This is a genomic window from Methylobacterium sp. ap11, from assembly GCF_900110515.1.
GTDB lineage: Bacteria > Pseudomonadota > Alphaproteobacteria > Rhizobiales > Beijerinckiaceae > Methylobacterium > Methylobacterium ajmalii.
The window spans coordinates 474,190-490,510 of sequence record NZ_FOEB01000001.1 but is presented as its reverse complement, the minus strand read 5'-3'; the positions used below and the strand labels follow the sequence as shown (position 1 = coordinate 490,510).

General features: G+C 71.9%; 15 protein-coding genes. 11 read left to right on the top strand and 4 right to left on the bottom strand.

Annotated features, from left to right (window positions below):
• The first annotated feature begins 142 nt into the window (after window positions 1-142).
• From BMX97_RS02155 to BMX97_RS02140, 4 genes are all read left to right on the top strand, one after another.
• A complete protein-coding gene (locus BMX97_RS02155) occupies window positions 143-1,012 on the top strand; it encodes an aldolase/citrate lyase family protein (protein ID WP_091744923.1) in 870 nt (289 codons plus the stop codon).
• Entirely contained in the window at window positions 1,009-1,506 is a 498-nt protein-coding gene (dut, locus tag BMX97_RS02150) for a dUTP diphosphatase (protein ID WP_091744921.1), read from the top strand. Before BMX97_RS02155 ends, dut begins: the two co-directional genes overlap by 4 nt.
• 8 nt (window positions 1,507-1,514) lie before the next feature.
• The gene (locus BMX97_RS02145) at window positions 1,515-1,955 is read left to right on the top strand and encodes an RrF2 family transcriptional regulator (protein ID WP_091744919.1); all 441 of its coding nucleotides are present in this window, start codon (window positions 1,515-1,517) and stop codon (window positions 1,953-1,955) included.
• Window positions 1,956-2,118: 163 nt separating this feature from the next.
• Window positions 2,119-3,180, top strand: a complete 1,062-nt coding sequence (locus BMX97_RS02140; RefSeq protein WP_091744918.1) for an HD-GYP domain-containing protein — start codon at window positions 2,119-2,121, stop codon at window positions 3,178-3,180.
• A gap of 34 nt (window positions 3,181-3,214) precedes the next feature.
• Here BMX97_RS02140 and BMX97_RS02135 read toward each other — a convergent pair whose 3' ends face one another.
• Window positions 3,215-3,718 (bottom strand): DUF427 domain-containing protein, encoded by a 504-nt coding sequence (locus BMX97_RS02135; protein WP_091745125.1) that lies wholly within the window; start codon window positions 3,716-3,718, stop codon window positions 3,215-3,217.
• A 181-nt stretch (window positions 3,719-3,899) separates the two neighbouring features.
• Between BMX97_RS02135 and BMX97_RS02130 the strand changes: the two genes are divergently transcribed.
• A complete protein-coding gene (locus tag BMX97_RS02130) occupies window positions 3,900-4,571 on the top strand; it encodes a L,D-transpeptidase family protein (RefSeq protein WP_244538229.1) in 672 nt (223 codons plus the stop codon).
• Between the two features lie 416 nt (window positions 4,572-4,987).
• Here BMX97_RS02130 and tkt read toward each other — a convergent pair whose 3' ends face one another.
• The 3 genes from tkt to BMX97_RS02115 all read right to left on the bottom strand — a co-directional run bounded on the left by tkt (window position 4,988) and on the right by BMX97_RS02115 (window position 9,773).
• A complete protein-coding gene (tkt, locus tag BMX97_RS02125; protein ID WP_091744916.1) occupies window positions 4,988-7,066 on the bottom strand; it encodes a transketolase in 2,079 nt (692 codons plus the stop codon).
• Window positions 7,067-7,106: 40 nt separating this feature from the next.
• A complete protein-coding gene (locus BMX97_RS02120) occupies window positions 7,107-8,993 on the bottom strand; it encodes a glycoside hydrolase family 15 protein (protein WP_091744915.1) in 1,887 nt (628 codons plus the stop codon).
• 81 nt (window positions 8,994-9,074) lie between these two features.
• A complete protein-coding gene (locus BMX97_RS02115) occupies window positions 9,075-9,773 on the bottom strand; it encodes a hypothetical protein (protein ID WP_091744913.1) in 699 nt (232 codons plus the stop codon).
• 233 nt (window positions 9,774-10,006) lie between these two features.
• Between BMX97_RS02115 and BMX97_RS02110 the strand changes: the two genes are divergently transcribed.
• The 6 genes from BMX97_RS02110 (at window position 10,007) to BMX97_RS02085 (ending at window position 16,321) form a co-directional block, all read left to right on the top strand.
• Window positions 10,007-10,621 (top strand): ANTAR domain-containing response regulator, encoded by a 615-nt coding sequence (locus tag BMX97_RS02110; protein ID WP_091744911.1) that lies wholly within the window; start codon window positions 10,007-10,009, stop codon window positions 10,619-10,621.
• Window positions 10,618-11,619 (top strand): CmpA/NrtA family ABC transporter substrate-binding protein, encoded by a 1,002-nt coding sequence (locus BMX97_RS02105; protein ID WP_091744908.1) that lies wholly within the window; start codon window positions 10,618-10,620, stop codon window positions 11,617-11,619. The genes BMX97_RS02110 and BMX97_RS02105 overlap by 4 nt, the downstream gene beginning before the upstream one ends.
• A gap of 524 nt (window positions 11,620-12,143) precedes the next feature.
• Entirely contained in the window at window positions 12,144-13,430 is a 1,287-nt protein-coding gene (locus tag BMX97_RS02100; protein WP_091744906.1) for a CmpA/NrtA family ABC transporter substrate-binding protein, read from the top strand.
• 1 nt (window position 13,431) lies between these two features.
• The gene (gene ntrB / locus BMX97_RS02095) at window positions 13,432-14,292 is read left to right on the top strand and encodes a nitrate ABC transporter permease (protein ID WP_091744904.1); all 861 of its coding nucleotides are present in this window, start codon (window positions 13,432-13,434) and stop codon (window positions 14,290-14,292) included.
• An 11-nt stretch (window positions 14,293-14,303) separates the two neighbouring features.
• Window positions 14,304-15,098 carry an ABC transporter ATP-binding protein gene (locus tag BMX97_RS02090; protein ID WP_091744901.1) on the top strand — a complete coding sequence of 265 codons (795 nt, stop codon included), beginning with the start codon at window positions 14,304-14,306 and terminating at the stop codon, window positions 15,096-15,098.
• 5 nt (window positions 15,099-15,103) lie between these two features.
• On the top strand, window positions 15,104-16,321 hold the full coding sequence (locus BMX97_RS02085) for an NAD(P)/FAD-dependent oxidoreductase (protein WP_091744899.1): 1,218 nt from the start codon (window positions 15,104-15,106) through the stop codon (window positions 16,319-16,321).

Sequence of the window (16,321 nt, the reverse complement as noted above, 5' to 3'; positions counted from 1 at the left end):
TGCTCGCGGTCGCAAGACCTGCACTTGGCGAAGACCCGCGCTTGCGGAAGATCTGCGCTTGCGGACGACCCGCGCTTGCCTATGGCATCCCGCCTGTCCCCGGGGCATAGATGCGCCGCCAAATCGGGGAGTCACGCGACCGATGACCGACATCCGCCCCCGCCGCAGCGCCCTTCTGGTGCCGGCCACCGCGACCGCCCTGGCCGCCGCGCGGTCCGAGCCCGTCGATGCCCTGATCCTCGACCTCGCCGATTCGCTCCCACCCGCCGACCGGGAGGCGGGCCGGGCCCTGGTCGTCTCCGGCCTGTCCGAGGGCGGGTTCTCCGCCGCCGAGGTGGTGGTGCGGGTCAACGGCCTCGACACGCCCTGGGGGGAGGACGACCTCGCCGCGGTGGCGCAGGCCGGGCCCGACGCCGTCCTGGTGCCGCGGGTCGAGGAGCCCGAGGACCTCGCCGGCCTCGGCAGCCGCCTGCGCCGCCTCCACGCGCCGGAGCGGGTACGGATCTGGGCCTGCCTCGACACGCCGCTCGGCATCCTGTCGGCCGAGGCGGTGGCGAGCGCGGTGCGCGACGTCGACGCGCGCCTCGCCTGCCTGGTGGTCGATGCCGGTGCGCTCGCCCGCGAGGGCCGGCTGCCGCCCGGCGCGCCGGAGGCCGGGCCGCTGCTCGCCTGGCTCGCCACGGCGCTCGCGGCCGCCCGCGCCCACGACCTCGACGTGCTGCTCGATCCCGCCGACCGCCTCGACATCGGCCGCGCCCGCGGCCTCGGCTTCGACGGCGCGGTGGTGACCTCGGCCGCGGGCGCCCGCCGGGCCGAGGCGGCCTTCGCGCCCGACCCGGACTCGGTCGCCGCCGCCCGCGCCCTGGTGGCCGCCTTCGACGCGCCCGAGGGGAGGGGCCAGGCCGGCCTCGCCCATCTCGGCCGCACCGTGCTGCGGCGCGAGGCCGACGAGGCCCGCCGCCTCGTCGCGCTCGCCGACGCGGTGACGTCCCGTACCGGCCACAAGGCATGAGCGAGCCCGCGCACGGCCTCGACGTCGCGATCCGGCTCCTCGACCCGCGGCTGGCCGGCTGGGGTTTCCCGCGCTGGGGCTCGGCCCTGGCCGCCGGGCTCGACCTCCATGCCTGCCTCGACGCGGAGACCCCGATCCTGCCGCAGGCCCCGGCGATCCTGATCCCGGCCGGCTTCGCCCTGGCGATCCGCGATCCCGGCTGGTGCGCGATGGTGTATCCGCGCTCGGGCCTGGGCCATCGGGACGGCTTGGTGCTCGGCAACACCGTCGGGGTGATCGACGCCGATTACGAGGGCCCGCTGATGATCTCGGCCTGGAACCGCAACCCGCCGGGCGCAACGCCGATCGTGGTGCGGCCGGGCGAGCGCATCGCCCAGCTGGTCTTCACCCGGGTGGTGCGGCCGTCCCTGCGGGTGGTCGAGGCGTTTCCCGAACTGGAGGCCGAGGCCGGCGCCCGCGGTGTCGGCGGCTTCGGCTCCACCGGCCGCGGCTGAGGACGCGGGTGGACGCGCTGGCCCCACCCCGCCTCGCCCTGGCGCTCGCCGCCATGGTCGACATCGCGCTCCACGCCCGGCCCCAGCCGGTGAGCGCCAAGGCGCTCGCGGCCCGCCACGCCTTGCCGCCGCGCCACCTCGAGGCGGTGCTCCAGGCCCTGGTGCATCACGGCCTGCTCAAGGGCCTGCGGGGACCGCATGGCGGCTACGAGCTCGCCCGCGAGCGCCGCCGCATCAGCGCCGGCGACATCGCCCGGGCGGTGCTCGGCCAGGAAACGACGGCGGAGGCCGAGGGGTCGGTGCTCGGCCTCGTGGTGGCACCCCTGGTGGCGGAGGCGGCCGGCGCATACCTTGCAACGCTCGACGCGGTGACGGTGGAGGACCTGTGCGGCCGCGCCGAGGCCGCCCGGGTCGCGGGCCCCCGGGCCGGGCCGGACTTCACCATCTAGGTACTCTTCCGGTGTCGCGGGTCGGAAGCGGAGCGGGATCAGGCTTTTGCGCGACGAACGGGACGCCGCGGCGGTCGCCGCGAAGCTTCCCAGGCTTAAAGAACGGTTTATCAAGCCGCGGTAGCTTGAGCCATCATCCGGTGCGAAGGGAAACCCGGGGACCATGACCAACGCAGCCGATCCCGCCGTCGTGATCGTCACGGCCCGGCCCGATCCCGGCGGGCTGGCCCGGCTGTTCGCCTCCGACTTCCCGACCCTGGCCGTCTCCGATCCCGCCGCCGCGCTGGCGATCCTCGACCGCCGGCCGGCCGACCTCGTGCTGATCGAGGCCGGGCCCGGCCTCGACGCGCTCGGGACCGGACTCGGATTCGTGCGCGACCTGCGCGGGCGCCCTCTCCTTGCCCAGGCCTCGATCCTCGTCGTCGCCGCCGGCGACCCGACGGAGACCCGCGACCGGGCGCTCGCGGCCGGCGCCACCGACGTGGTGCTCGCCCCGCTCGACGCCTCGGACCTCGCCCTACGCGGCCGCAACCTGATCGCGCTCGCCCGGGCCCAGAGCGCGGCCGAGGGGCGGAACCGCGCCCTGGCGCAGGAGGTCGAGCGGGCGCTCGCCGAGAGCCAGGAGCGCGAGCGCGAGACCATCCGGCGGCTGATGGTGGCGGCGGAGTACCGCGACGACCAGGCCGGCGGCCACCTGACCCGGGTCGCCGGCTGCGTGCTGGCGATCACCGACGGGCTCGGCCTGTCGGAGGAGGAGGGCAACGATATCGCCCTCGCCTCGACCATGCACGACATCGGCAAGATCGGCGTCGCCGACAGCATCCTGCGCAAGGCCGGGCCGCTCACCGACGCCGAGCGGACCGAGATGATGCAGCACGCGCTACGCGGCTACCGGATGCTGCACGACAGCCCCTCGCCCCTGCTGCGGCTCGCCGCCGAGATCGCGCTGACCCACCACGAGCGCTGGGACGGCGGCGGCTACCCGCAGGGCCTCAAGGGCACCGAGATCCCGCTCGCCGGCCGCATCACGGCGGTGGCCGACGTGTTCGACGCCCTGATCTCGGCCCGGGTCTACAAGCCGGGCTGGCCCCTCGATCGGGCCCGCCGCTTCCTCGAGGAGCAGTCCGGCGCGCATTTCGACCCGGCCTGCGTCGCCGCCTTCCTGTCGCGCTGGGAGGATGTCGTGACCCTCGTCGAGGAGCGCCCGGCCGACCAGGCGGCGTGAGGGGAGGGGCGGTCGCCCCCCGCCGTCGCCCGTCTCACCACCCCATCGTGCCGGGCTCGCCCTTGAACGGGCCGACGATCCTGCGGGTGATCCAGCCGCCGTAGAACCCGCCGGGCTGCGGCGTCACGCGCTCGTCGCCGACGAAGCAGGCCTCCATCGCCCCGGCATAGAACGCGACGTGCCCGGCGAGCGCCGCGAAGGCGGCGGTCGGCCGCGGATAGGCCCAGGCCGCCCGCTCCGCCCGCCGCGTGCGCCCGACCACGTCGTAGTAGAGAGACCGGCCCTTCCACTCGCACAGCGATCCGCCGCCGGCCGGCGCCAGCGAACCGGGCAGGATGTCGTCGGGCGGCAGGTAGTAGCTCGGCGGGTGCGAGGTCTCCAGCACGCGCCAGCCCCGCATCGTGTCGGCGATGGTGGTGCCGTCGAACACCACCCGCAGGCGCTCGGGCACCGGTTCCAGCCGGGGCGGGCGGGGATAGTCCCACACGCTCTCCTGGCCGGGACCCGCGGGATCGGGATCGGGATGGCCGCGCAGCATCGCATCGTCCTCCTGGAAACGCCCCGTCAACGCCGGCGGGGCCGGAAAGTCTCGCACCGTGGCCTGCGCGATCTTGCCAGCGCGGCCGTGGGGCGGCAGGGTCCGCGCCGGAACGACCATGCGGCGGGGGGATGCCGACCCCTTCTCCGGCCGGATGGCAGGAAGACGGGACGCCAGACTCATGATTGCGACCTCGCCGACGCACCGCGCCCGGCTCCTCGACCGCCGCTCCTTCCTGGCCGGCTCGGCCGCCAGCCTCGGCGCCCTCGGGCTCGCCGGCTGCGCCACCCGCGACGGCATGAGCCTCGCCGAGGCCTCGGCGCTCTACGGGCCGGTCCCGACGGAGAAGTTCCCGATCCCGGCGACCGACATCAGCAAGGTCGACCCGAAATACTACCGCCGCACGGTGCAGTACGCCTCCAAGGAGGCGCCGGGCACGATCGTCGTCGACCCGAAGAACTATTACGTCTACCGGATCGAGGAGGGCGGCCTCGCCACCCGCTACGGCGCCAATGTCGGTCGCGACGGGTTCCGCTGGAGCGGCGACGCCTATGTCGGCCGCAAGAGCGAGTGGGCGACCTGGACCCCGCCGCGCGAGATGATCAAGCGCCAGCCCGAGGTGGCGAAGTGGGCCCGCGGCATGCCGGGCGGCCTCGAGAACCCCCTTGGGGCCCGCACCCTGCACCTGTACCAGAACGGCGCCTACACGCTCTACACGATCTACGCCAGCAGCGAGCCGGACTCGATCGGCTCCGGCATCACCAGCGGCTGCGTCGGCCTGCTGAGCCAGGACATGATCCACCTGTACAGCCAGACGCCGGTGAAGACGAAGGTGGTGGTGCTGCCGGCATAGTGCCGTGAACTCATGCCGGGTCCCGCACGAAGCTGCCGCCTTGTGGTCGGGCGTGCCTCGAGGGCGGCTTCAACCTCGGCGCAGGCCGCCTTCAGCGCCTTGATCACCGCCCTGTAGCTGACGGCGATGGCCGGGGGCTTGGGCCGGGCGGGGTCTTTCGATGGCGGCGACCGGCTCGGTGAGCTGACGGGGCGCAGGTGCTCGCCCAGCGATGACCAAAGCGGGCGGTGGGCCGGAAGCTCCCGATCGAAGGAGGAGCCCATCCCGCTCCATCGGGCATCGTCACCGGCCATGGATCCCGGGCTCCGCGGCGCGACCCCGGGAGATGACGGAGGCGGTGCAGCCCGCCGGAGACATCCGGCGGGCTGCACACGGTTCTCAGCCCTTCGTCTTGTCTCAGCTCTTCGACTTGATTCTCAGCTCTTCGTCTTCGCCACCTGGGCGCGGGCGGCCTCCACCACCTTCTCCGGCGTGAAGCCGAACTTGGACTGCAGGTCCTTGATCGGCGCCGAGGAGCCGAAGGTGTGCATGCCCAGGATCGTGCCGGCGCTGCCGGTGTAGCGGTCCCAGCCGATCACCGAGCCCTGCTCGACCGCGACGCGGGCCGTCACCTCGGGCGGCAGCACGCTGTTGCGGTAGGCCTCGTCCTGCTGCTCGAACAGCTCCCAGGACGGCATCGACACCACCCGGGCCTTCACGCCCTCGGCCTTCAGGGTTTCGTAGGCACCGAGGCAGAGCTGCACCTCCGAGCCGGTACCGATCAGGATCACGTCGGGCTTCGCCTCCTCGGTGCCGGCCAGCACGTAGGCACCCTTCGCGGTGCCGGAGGCCGGCGCGTAGGTGTCGCGGTCGACGGTCGGCAGCGGCTGGCGGCTCAGCGCCAGCACCGCCGGCTGGTGCTTGAGCGTCATGATGACCCGGTAGGCCTCCGCCACCTCGTTGGCGTCCGCCGGCCGGAAGGTGACGAGGCCGGGGATCGCGCGCAGCGCCAGCAGGTGCTCCACCGGCTGGTGGGTCGGCCCGTCCTCGCCCACCCCGATCGAATCGTGGGTGAAGACATGGAAGACCGGCAGCTCCATCAGGGCGGCGAGCCGGATCGGCGGACGCATGTAGTCGGAGAAGACCAGGAAGGTCGCCCCGTAGGCGCGCAGGCCCACCAGCCCCAGGCCGTTGACGATCGAGCCCATCGCGTGCTCGCGCACGCCGAAATGGATGTTGCGCCCGCCGGGCGTGAACGGCCCGAGGGTGCCGGCCTCCGGGCTCTCGAGCTTGGTCTTGTTCGAGGGCGCGAGGTCGGCCGAGCCGCCGAGCAGCCACGGCACCCGGTTGGCGATGGCGTTGAGCACCTTGCCGGACGATTCGCGGGTGGCCAGCCCCTTGGCGTCCGCCGGGAAGACCGGGATCTCGGCGTCCCAGCCCTCCGGCAGCTCGCCGGCGAGATAGGCGTCGAGATCCTTGGCGAGGCCGGCATCCCCGGCCTTCACCTCCTCGACGAGCGCCAGCCACTCCTCGCGCAGGGCCTTGCCGCGGGCGCCGATCCCGTTGCGGAAGGTGTCGTAGACGCCGTCCGGCACCAGGAACTGCGAATCCTCCGGCCAGCCATAGGCGCGCTTGGCGCCCTTGACCTCGTCGGGGCCGAGCGCGTCCGAGTGCGCCTTCGGCGTACCCTGCTTCGTCGGCGCGCCGTAGCCGATCACCGAGTTGACGATGATCAGCGTCGGGCGGTCTCCCGACTGCAGGAAGGTCTCCAGCGCGTGGGCGACCGCCGCGGTGTCGTTGGCGTCGGCGACGCGCAGCACCTGCCAGCCATAGGCCAGGAAGCGGGCGGCGACCTCCTCGCTGAAGGCGAGGTCGGTGTGGCCCTCGATGGTGATGGTGTTGTTGTCGTAGATCCAGCACAGGTTCGACAGGCGCAGGTGCCCGGCGATCGAGGCGGCCTCGGCCGAGACGCCCTCCATCAGGTCGCCGTCGCTGCACATGGCGTAGACGTTGTAGTCGAAGACCGGCCGGTCGCCGTGGGCCAGGCGCTCGCCGAGGAAGCGGCCGCCCATCGCCATGCCGACCGAATTCGCCACGCCCTGGCCGAGCGGCCCGGTGGTCACCTCGACGCCGGTGGTGAAGTGGTATTCCGGGTGGCCCGGGGTGCGGCTGTCGAGCTGGCGGAACTTCTTGATGTCCTCCAGGCTCACCGCCGGGGCGTTGCCCCCGTCCTTCTCCGCCACCTCGGCGAGGTGGAGCAGGCTGTAGAGCAGCATCGAGGCGTGGCCGACCGACAGCACGAAGCGGTCGCGGTTCGGCCAGTGCGGGTTCGCCGGGTCGTAGCGGAGGTAGCGGTTCCACAGGGTGAAGGCGACCGGGGCCAGGCCCATCGGCGCGCCGGCATGGCCGGAATTGGCCTTCTGCACCGCATCGATCGTCAGCGTGCGGATCGTGTCGATGCAGCGCTGGTCGATCTCGCTGGTGCCGGCCTTCGCCTTGGTGTCGGCTGCGCTCATGTCTGGGCCTCGTCGAAATGGGGTGTCGGGATGCGCCGCCTCACGACGTCGCGTCCTGGGCCGCCTGCGGCAGCATGACCGGGCGCTCGCCCGTCTGCCCCGCCGCGTCAGGGTCTCCGCCGCGCTCCTTAGCGGGTCCGACGGCGCGACTGAAGTTCAGAAGCGTGTTGACCAACGCGACATGGCTGAACGCCTGCGGAAAATTTCCGACCTGGCGCTTGCGCACCGGGTCGTATTCCTCGGCGAGCAGCCCGACGTCGTTGCACAAGGCCAGCAGCCGCTCGATCAGGGCGCGGGCCTCGTCGCAGCGGCCGAGCCCGATCAGGTTGTCGGCGTACCAGAAGCTGCACGGCAAGAAGGCGCCCTCGCCGGCGGGCAGGCCGTCGGTGGTCTGGCCGCTGGTGTCGTAGCGCAGCACGAAGCCGTCATGCATCAGCTCGCGGCCGATCGCCTCCACGGTGCCGACGACCCGCGGGTCGTCCTGGGGCAGGAAGCCCATATGGGCGATCAGCAGCAGGCTCGCGTCGAGATCCTTGGCGCCGTAGTACTGCACGAAGCTGTTGCGCTCCTTGTCGAAGCCCTTGTCGCAAACCTCGCGGTGGATCTCGTCGCGGGCGGCGCGCCAGCGCGCCACCGCGGTCTCGTCACCGGCGGTCGGCTCCTCGTCGGCGACGTGCTCCTCGTAGAACTTGACCGCCCGGTCGAAGGCGACCCAGGCCATCACCTTCGAGTGGACGAAGTGCTTGCGCCCGCCGCGCACCTCCCAGATGCCCTCGTCCGGCTCGCGCCAGACCCGCTCGAGGTGGTCGAGGAGGGCGCGCCCGACCCGCACGCCCGATTCGTCGGCCCGCATCCCGCGCTGGTGGGCCTGGTAGAGGGCGTCGAACAGCTCGCCGTAGACGTCGAGCTGGAACTGTTGCGCGGCGGCGTTGCCGACCCGCACCGGGCGCGAGCCCTCGTAGCCCGGCAGCCAGTCGAGCTCGATCTCGGGCAGCAGGCGCTCGCCGGCGATGCCGTAGAGGATGTGGGCCTGGGCGGGGCTGCCCGCCACCGCCCGGGTGAGCCAGTCGCGCCAGGCCCGGGCCTCGTCGATGTAGCCCGCATCCATGAGCGCCAGCAGCGTGAAGGTCGAGTCGCGCAGCCAGCAGAACCGGTAGTCCCAGTTGCGCACGCCGCCGATCTGTTCGGGCAGCGAGGTGGTGGGTGCTGCCACGATCCCGCCGGTCGGCCGGTAGATCAGCGCCTTGAGGGTCAGGAGCGAGCGCGTCAGCACCGCGTCCCAGGGCGTGCCGCCGCGGCAGCGCCGGCACCAGGAGCGCCAGTAATCGACGGTGCCGGAGAGCACCTTGCGCGGCTCGATCGGCGGTGGGTCCTCCTCGTGCGAGAGGCCCCAGCTCAGCACGAAGGCGGTGCTGCGCCCTTCCTCGCTCGTGAAGTCCGAGACCGTCGACTGGCCGACCCCCTTGAGCGGCGCACGGGTGCGCAGCACCAGCTTGTTCGGCCCGGCGATGGCGCGCAGGTCGTCGTTCTCGCTGCGCGACACCCAGGGGACGGCGGAGCCGTAATCGAAGCGCACCACCAGGTCCATGCGCATCGCCACCCGGCCGCGCACGCCCTCGACCAGCCGCACCAGGTGGGTGCCGTCCTCGACCGGCATGTAGTCGAGCACCCGCACGACCCCCTCGGGGGTCTCGTGGATGGTCTCGAGGACCAACGTGTCGTCGAGGTAGCGGCGGGTGGTGGTGGCCGCGCCCGCCGGCGCGATCTTCCAGTGGCCGTGATCCTTGCGGGTGCCGAGCAGGGCCGCGAAGCAGGCCGACGCGTCGAAGCGCGGCCAGCACAGCCAGTCGACGCTGCCGTCGCGCCCGATCAGCGCCGCGCTGCGCCCGTCCCCGACGAGCGCGTAATCCTCGATGAGCAACGCCATGATGCGTCCCGAACGTAAGCCGTGACGCCCGTAGCTAGAGCGGCCTTCCCCTCGGTCCAACCCGATTCCGGCCGCGTTCGCTCAGCGCCGGCTGTCGATCAGGTCGATCATCGCGGCGCCGGCATTCACCATCCCGTCGCCCATCGCCGCCACGGTCTGGGTCACCACCCGGCCGGTCGGCATGAAGGGCAGCCAGGGCGAGGAGGACCGCCCGGTCTCCGGGCCGGTGCTCGCCGTACGGGTCGCGGGGGTTCGCCCGGTCTCCGGCGCGGATTCCATCTGGGCCTTGGCCTTCGGCATCTCGGGCCGGGCCGGCGGGCGCAGGCCCGCGAGCGCCGGCACCGCACGGGAGCGGTGGGGGGTGGCGGCGCGGCGGGCTGCCTTGCCCTCCGGCTTCTCCTCGGCGGCCTTCTCGGCGATCCTGGCCTCGGCGATCACCGGCAGGACCAGCATGGTGGACTCCGCCGGCATGGCGGCCTCGGGCGGCAGGGTCGCGACCAGGGGGAATTGCCGCTCGAACTCGAACGGGTAGGGGGCGCGCACCCGCCCGTCGCCCTCCGGGACGCGGAACAGGTCCGCCCCCGGCGGCAGCGGCTGCATTGCCACGACCTGGCCCTCCGGCGCCCGCGGCTCCGGTTCGCGCCAGTACAGCGAGCCCGCGGCGAGGCAGATCGCCACGCAGGCGGTGGGGAGCAGCGGCAGGTAGCCCCGCGAGGCGCCGGGCAGGCTTCCGATGGCGCCGGTCGTCGCCGTCTCGCGCATCCACCCCTTGTCCCGCATCCCAGCCTCCTCGCCGCCGATGCCGCAGTGAAGCCCCGGTTTCGGGCCGAAGCGGGGCCGTTTCTTTGCGCTTTCGTGTCCGCGTGCGGTCCGGGCGGCGGCCGCCCCGGACGCAGGGCGGGGATGCCACGTGCCCGCCCTTGGGTTAGGGAGCGGACGTGACCACCCCGTTCCCGGGTCGTCGCGCGGGCTTCCGCCCGCACGGCCCGACTTTTGCGTGATCCGACGCCGACATGCCCGACCGCGCGACCCCCGCCCCGTCCCCGGGCGACAGCCTGACCATCGCCGTCGTCGACCCGAGCCGTGCCCGGGCGGCGATCCTGGAGGAGGGCCTGCGTGCCGTCGAGGGCGCCCGGGTGGTGGTGATCCCCGACACCGCCGACCTCCTCGACCGGCTGTCGGCCGTCTCGCCCGACGTGGTGGTGATCCACCTCGAGAGCCCGAGCCGCGACCTCCTCGAACAGATGTTCGGCGTCTCGCGCCTCGTCGAGCGGCCGGTGGCGATGTTCGTCGACCGCTCCGATACGCCGATGATGCAGGCGGCGGTGGATGCCGGCATCTCGGCCTACATCGTCGACGGCCTGCGGGCCGAGCGGATCAAGCCGATCATCGAGATCGCGATCCTGCGCTTCAACGCCTTCGCGCGGCTCCAGCGCGAGCTCAGCGAGGCGAAGGGCGAGCTGGCCGACCGCAAGCTGATCGAGCGCGCCAAGGGTATCCTGATGAGCGCCAAGGGGCTGACCGAGGACGAGGCCTACAAGCAGCTCCGGCGCAAGGCCATGAACGAGAAGCGCAAGATCGTCGACATCGCCCGCGCCATCGTCACCGCCGCGGACCTGCTCGGATGAGGCTCCAGCTCGGCTACGTCCCGCTCACCGACGCCGCGGTGCTGATCGCCGCGGTGGAGCGCGGCTTTGCGGAGGAGGAGGGGCTCGGCGTCGACCTCGCCCCGGCGCCGTCCTGGGCCACCCTGCGCGATCACCTGGCGCTCGGCCTCCTCGACGGCGCCCACATGCTGGCGCCTCTGGCCCTCGCCTGCCACCTGGGCCTCTCCGGACCGCAGGCCCGCCTGATCGCGCCCGCCGCGCTCGCCCGCAACGGCAACGCCGTGACCCTGTCGCTGCCGCTCTGGCAGGCACTCGATGCCCGATCGGACGCCGTGGCGGACGTCGCCCGCGCCTTCGCCCGGGTCGCCGAGAACCGGGCCGGGGAGGGGCGGCCGCTGACGCTCGGCACCGTCCATCCGTTCTCCAGCCACACCTACCAGCTGCGGCGCCTGCTGGCGCTCGGCGGCAGCTCGTTGTCGGTGGTGCGCCTCGTCGTGGTCCCGCCGCCCCGCACCGTCGAGGCGCTGGAGCGCGGGCTGATCGACGGGTTCTGCGTCGGCGCGCCGTGGAGCACCGTCGCGGTCGAGGCCGGGGTTGGCCGCATCGCGGCGCTAGGCGCCCACATCGCGCCGGACTGCCCGGAAAAGGTGCTGGCCCTGACCGCCGACGTGGCGGACCGCGCCGCCCCGCTCCTGCGCGCCCTGAAGCGCAGCGCCCGCTGGTGCGGCGATCCGGGGAATCGCGAGGCGCTGGCCGCGCTCCTCGGGGATCGGCGCCATCTCGGCCTCGATCCGGCGCTGATCCTGAGAGGCCTGGCCGGGACGCTGCGGCTCGCGCCGGGCGGGCCGGTGGTCGAGGCCGCGGAATATCTCGTGCTCGGGGAGCGGGAACTGACCCCCGACCCGGCATCCCTCGACTGGCTCGCCGACGAGATGGCGGCGGCCGGGCAGGTCGCGGCGGGCACGGTCCGGGCCGAGGCGGTGGGTCTGTACCGGCCGGACCTGCTGGCGGTGGCGTGATGGCGGGTGGTCATAGGTCTAAGCTTCTGTAAGGAAAAGTTTTTTCATAACCATAGGGACGGACTGTCCGGGAAAGGGAATGGGGCGGGAGAAACACGCGCCACTTCTTCCTTCGAACCATCCTGCCGCAAGGGGCAGGTGTGCCTTCTCCGGGCAGATGCGCCTTCTTCTGGGTCCGCCAAAATCCTGGGCATCGCCCCTCCCTGCCCATTTCGCCGCCCGCCCAGCCCATCATTTGTGCATTGCACCAACCGGCCAAGCCGAGGCTCCATCGCTGCCGGTCACGCAGCGAACGGTTTCGATTTCAATCGCTTGAATCGCCCGCGAGGCGGTTGGCACGAAACCTGCTCACCCCTTCTCGTCCGTCAGCGTCGACGGGCACCGACCGTCAGCAAAGCCGCTGACCCGAGTTCCCGACGGGCCCGCATCCGCGCGGCCGGCGGAAGACCTTGGGCAGCGGCTTTTTGCGTTCCGAACCGGATCGAGCGCCTCGGCGGCGCGAACGACTTGAGGGCGAGTCATCGATGAGCAGCGTTGAGCACACCACGCGTCGCGGTCTCCTCAAGGGGGCGGCCGGCGCCCTGTCGCTGGCAGCGGCCAGCCGCGTCGCCCTGCCGGGCGGCGCCTTCGCGCAAGGAGCCGGACCCGAGGTGAAGGGCGCCAAGCTCGGCTTCATCGCGCTCACCGATGCCGCGCCCCTCTTCGTCGCCAAGGAGAAGGGGATCTTTGCGCGTCACGGCATGCCCGACGTCGAGGTGCTGAAACAGGCGAGCTGGGGCACCACCCGCGACAACCTGGTGCTGGGCTCGGAGGGCAACGGCATCGACGGGGCCCACATCCTGACCCCGATGCCCTACCTGATCAGCGCCGGCCGGGTGACGCAGAACAACGTTCCGGTCCCGATGTACATCCTCGCCCGGCTCAACCTCGCCGGCCAGTGCATCTCGGTCGCCAAGGAGCACATGGGCGACAAGGTCGCCCTCGACGCCAAGCCCTTCAAGGTGGCCCTGGAGCGCAAGAAGGCGTCCGGCAAGTCGGTGAAGGCCGCGATGACCTTCCCGGGCGGCACTCACGACCTCTGGATCCGCTACTGGCTCGCCGCCGGCGGCATCGACCCCGACAAGGACATCGAGACCATTGTCGTGCCGCCGCCCCAGATGGTGGCGAACATGAAGGTCGGCACGATGGATTGCTTCTGCGTCTGCGAGCCGTGGAACGAGCAGCTGATCACGCAGGGCATCGGCTACACCGCGCTGACCACCGGCGAATTGTGGAAGGACCACCCGGAGAAGGCGCTCGGCATGCGCGCCTCCTGGGTCGACAAGTACCCGAATGCCGCGAAGGCCCTGCTCGCCGCCGTGATGGAGGCGCAAGCCTGGTGCGACAAGCCGGAGAACCGCGACGAGCTCGCCGGCATCGTCGCCAAGCGCCAGTGGATCAACGTTCCGGCGAGCGACGTCGTCAAGCGGATGAAGGGCGAGTTCGATTACGGCGACGGCCGCAAGGTCATGAACAGCCCCCACATCATGAAGTACTGGGCCGACGACGCCTCGTACCCGTACAAGTCGCACGACCTCTGGTTCCTCACCGAGGATATCCGCTGGGGCAAGTTCGATCCCCAGACCGACACCAAGGCCCTCATCGAAAAGGTCAACCGCGAGGACATCTGGCGCGAGGTGGCCAAGACCATGGGCGTGACCGCCCCGTCCTCGACCTCGCGCGGCAAGGAGACCTTCTTCGACGGCAAGGTCTTCGATCCGGCGGATCCGTCCGCCTACCTCAACAGCCTCGGCATCAAGAAGGTGGCGTGACATGGCTCTCGGAACCACCCTCGGGCGCGTCGCCGCGGCCAAACCGGAGGGGGCCCGCCGCCCCCTCGTCACCCGCGCCGCCCTGAAAGGGCTGGCGCTCAGGATCGTGCCGCCGCTCGTCGTGCTGGCGGTCTTCCTGCTGCTCTGGGAGGTTCTGTGCCAGCGCCCCGGCGCCGGCCTGCCGCCGCCCTCGCGCGTGGTCACGGAGGCGTGGGACATCATCGCCCACCCGTTCTACGACAACGGCGGCACCGACAAGGGGCTCTTCTGGCACATCAGCGCCAGCCTCCAGCGCGTCGCCCTCGGCTTCACCCTGGCGGTCATCGCCGGCGTGATGCTCGGGACCCTCGTCGGCCAGTCCGAATGGGCGATGCGCGGGCTCGACCCGATCTTCCAGGTGTTGCGCACCATCCCGCCGCTCGCCTGGCTGCCGCTGTCGCTCGCCGCCTTCCGGGACGGCCAGCCCTCGGCGATCTTCGTGATCTTCATCACCTCGATCTGGCCGATCATCATCAACACCGCGGTCGGCATCCGCAACATCCCGCAGGACTATCGCAACGTCGCGGCGGTCCTGCGCCTCAACGCCTTCGAGTTCTTCGCCAAGGTGATGCTGCCGTCCGCCGCACCCTACATCTTCACCGGTCTTCGCATCGGCGTCGGTCTGTCCTGGCTCGCCATCGTGGCGGCCGAGATGCTGATCGGCGGCGTCGGCATCGGCTTCTTCATCTGGGACGCCTGGAACTCCTCGCACATCAGCGAGATCATCGTGGCCCTGGTCTATGTCGGGGTGATCGGCTTCGTGCTCGACCGCCTCGTCGCCGGCCTCGGCCACCTCGTCACCCGCGGCACCGCCACGGCCTGAGGAGGCCAACCATGACCCATCTCAGCCTCGAACAGGTCGGCATCAGCTTCACCCGCGCCGGGCGCACCACGGAGGTCTTGCGCGACGTCGACCTGAAGATCGCCAAGGGCGAGTTCGTCTCCCTGATCGGCCATTCCGGTTGCGGCAAGTCGACGGTGCTCAACATCGTGGCGGGCCTGCTCAAGGCCTCCACCGGCGGCGTGCTCCTCGACGGCAAGGAAGTGAACAGCCCCGGCCCCGAACGCGCCGTGGTTTTTCAGAACCACTCGCTGCTGCCCTGGCTGACGGTGCGCGAGAACGTGGCGCTCGCCGTCGACAAGGTCCTGAGGTCGAAGAAAAGCCGGGCGGAGCGCCGCGACTGGATCGAGCACAACCTCGCGCTCGTCAACATGACCCACGCCGCCGAGAAGCGCCCGCACGAGATCTCCGGCGGCATGAAGCAGCGCGTCGGCATCGCCCGGGCGCTCGCCATGGAGCCGAAGGTGCTCCTCATGGACGAGCCCTTCGGTGCGCTGGACGCCCTGACCCGCGCCCATCTGCAAGATCAGCTGATGGAGATCCACCTGCGGCTGAAGAACACCGTGATCATGATCACCCACGACGTCGACGAGGCGGTGCTGCTCTCCGACCGGATCGTCATGATGACGAACGGCCCCTCGGCGACGATCGGCGAGGTCCTGTCCGTGCCGCTCGCCCGGCCGCGCAAGCGCCTGGAGCTCGTCGAGGACCCGACCTACACCCATGCCCGGGCCGAGGTGCTGGAATTCCTCTACGCCCGCCACGCCAAACCCGCGATCGCGGCCTGACGCGCATGTCCGAGCGCCTCGTCGTCATCGGCAACGGCATGGCCTCGCTCCGCTTCCTGGAGCGGCTGCTCGATGCCGCCCCCGGCCGCTACGCCGTCACATGTGTCGGCGCCGAGCCGGTGGCGGCCTACAACCGGGTGCTCCTGTCGTCGCTGCTCGGCGGCGAGGTCGACGAGGCGGCCTGCACCTTCCGCGGGCTCGACTGGTACGCCGAGCACGGCATCACCCTCGTCACCGGCGCGCCCGCCACCGCGATCGACACGGCGGAGCGCATCGTCCGTGTCGGCGAAGGGCTGGTGCTTCCTTTCGACAAGCTGGTCCTGGCGGTCGGCTCGGTGCCGATCCGGCTGCCGAAGCCCGGCATGGACCTTCCGGGCGTCATCACCTTCCGGGATCTCGCCGACGTGACGGCGATCCGCCGGGCGGCGGTGTCGGGCGCCCGGGCCATCGTCATCGGCGGCGGGCTGCTGGGGTTGGAGGCGGCGGTGGGCCTGGCGCGCCTCGGCGTCGAAACCACGCTCCTTCACGTCATGGACCGGCTGATGGAGCGCCAGCTCGACCACGCCGCCGCAGGCCTCGTGCGAGAGGCGATGGAGGCCCGCGGCGTGCGGGTTCTGCTCAGCGCCGACACCGCGTCGGTCGAGGGCGACGGCAAGGTCGAGCGTCTGATCCTCTCGGATGGCACGGTGCTGCCGGCCGACCTCGTGGTGATGTCGGTCGGCGTGCGTCCCTCGACGGCTCTCGCTGCCAGTGCCGGCCTCGCGGTCGGCCGCGGCATCCGGGTCGACGACACGATGGCGACCTCGGTCCCGGGCATCTACGCCTTGGGTGAGTGTGCGGAGCACCGGGGCCAGACCTACGGCCTCGTGGAGCCGGCCTACGAGCAGGCCGAGGTGCTGGCCCGCCACCTCTGCGGGATCGAGGCGACTTACGCCGGCACCTCGCTCGCGACCAGCCTCAAGGTGTCGGGCCTGCCGGTCTTCTCCGCCGGCGCGGTCGACGTGCCGGACGGCGCCGAGGCCGTGACCTGGAGCGATCCGGCGACGGGCCTCTACCGCAAGCTTGTGATCGACGGCGACCGGCTGATCGGCGCGGTCTTCGTCGGCGACGTCGCCGAGCAGGGCTGGTGCAAGGCCCTGATCCGCACCGGCGACACCCTCACGTCCGACGACCGGGACGACCTGATGTTCGGGCGTCCCGTCTCCCACCCCCTCGCAGCGTGA

What these genes read in the sequence shown, in the direction of transcription:
- BMX97_RS02105 (WP_091744908.1), top strand. Translation starts at nt 10,618, where the DNA reads ATGAGGCTCCAGCTCGGCTACGTCCCGCTCACCGACGCCGCGGTGCTG.
- BMX97_RS02085 (WP_091744899.1), top strand. Translation starts at nt 15,104, where the DNA reads ATGTCCGAGCGCCTCGTCGTCATCGGCAACGGCATGGCCTCGCTCCGC.
- BMX97_RS02090 (WP_091744901.1), top strand. Translation starts at nt 14,304, where the DNA reads ATGACCCATCTCAGCCTCGAACAGGTCGGCATCAGCTTCACCCGCGCC.
- ntrB (WP_091744904.1), top strand. Translation starts at nt 13,432, where the DNA reads ATGGCTCTCGGAACCACCCTCGGGCGCGTCGCCGCGGCCAAACCGGAG.
- dut (WP_091744921.1), top strand. Translation starts at nt 1,009, where the DNA reads ATGAGCGAGCCCGCGCACGGCCTCGACGTCGCGATCCGGCTCCTCGAC.
- BMX97_RS02100 (WP_091744906.1), top strand. Translation starts at nt 12,144, where the DNA reads ATGAGCAGCGTTGAGCACACCACGCGTCGCGGTCTCCTCAAGGGGGCG.
- BMX97_RS02110 (WP_091744911.1), top strand. Translation starts at nt 10,007, where the DNA reads ATGCCCGACCGCGCGACCCCCGCCCCGTCCCCGGGCGACAGCCTGACC.
- BMX97_RS02155 (WP_091744923.1), top strand. Translation starts at nt 143, where the DNA reads ATGACCGACATCCGCCCCCGCCGCAGCGCCCTTCTGGTGCCGGCCACC.
- BMX97_RS02130 (WP_244538229.1), top strand. Translation starts at nt 3,900, where the DNA reads ATGATTGCGACCTCGCCGACGCACCGCGCCCGGCTCCTCGACCGCCGC.
- BMX97_RS02120 (WP_091744915.1), bottom strand. Translation starts at nt 8,993, where the DNA reads ATGGCGTTGCTCATCGAGGATTACGCGCTCGTCGGGGACGGGCGCAGC.
- BMX97_RS02135 (WP_091745125.1), bottom strand. Translation starts at nt 3,718, where the DNA reads ATGCTGCGCGGCCATCCCGATCCCGATCCCGCGGGTCCCGGCCAGGAG.
- BMX97_RS02115 (WP_091744913.1), bottom strand. Translation starts at nt 9,773, where the DNA reads ATGCGGGACAAGGGGTGGATGCGCGAGACGGCGACGACCGGCGCCATC.
- BMX97_RS02140 (WP_091744918.1), top strand. Translation starts at nt 2,119, where the DNA reads ATGACCAACGCAGCCGATCCCGCCGTCGTGATCGTCACGGCCCGGCCC.
- tkt (WP_091744916.1), bottom strand. Translation starts at nt 7,066, where the DNA reads ATGAGCGCAGCCGACACCAAGGCGAAGGCCGGCACCAGCGAGATCGAC.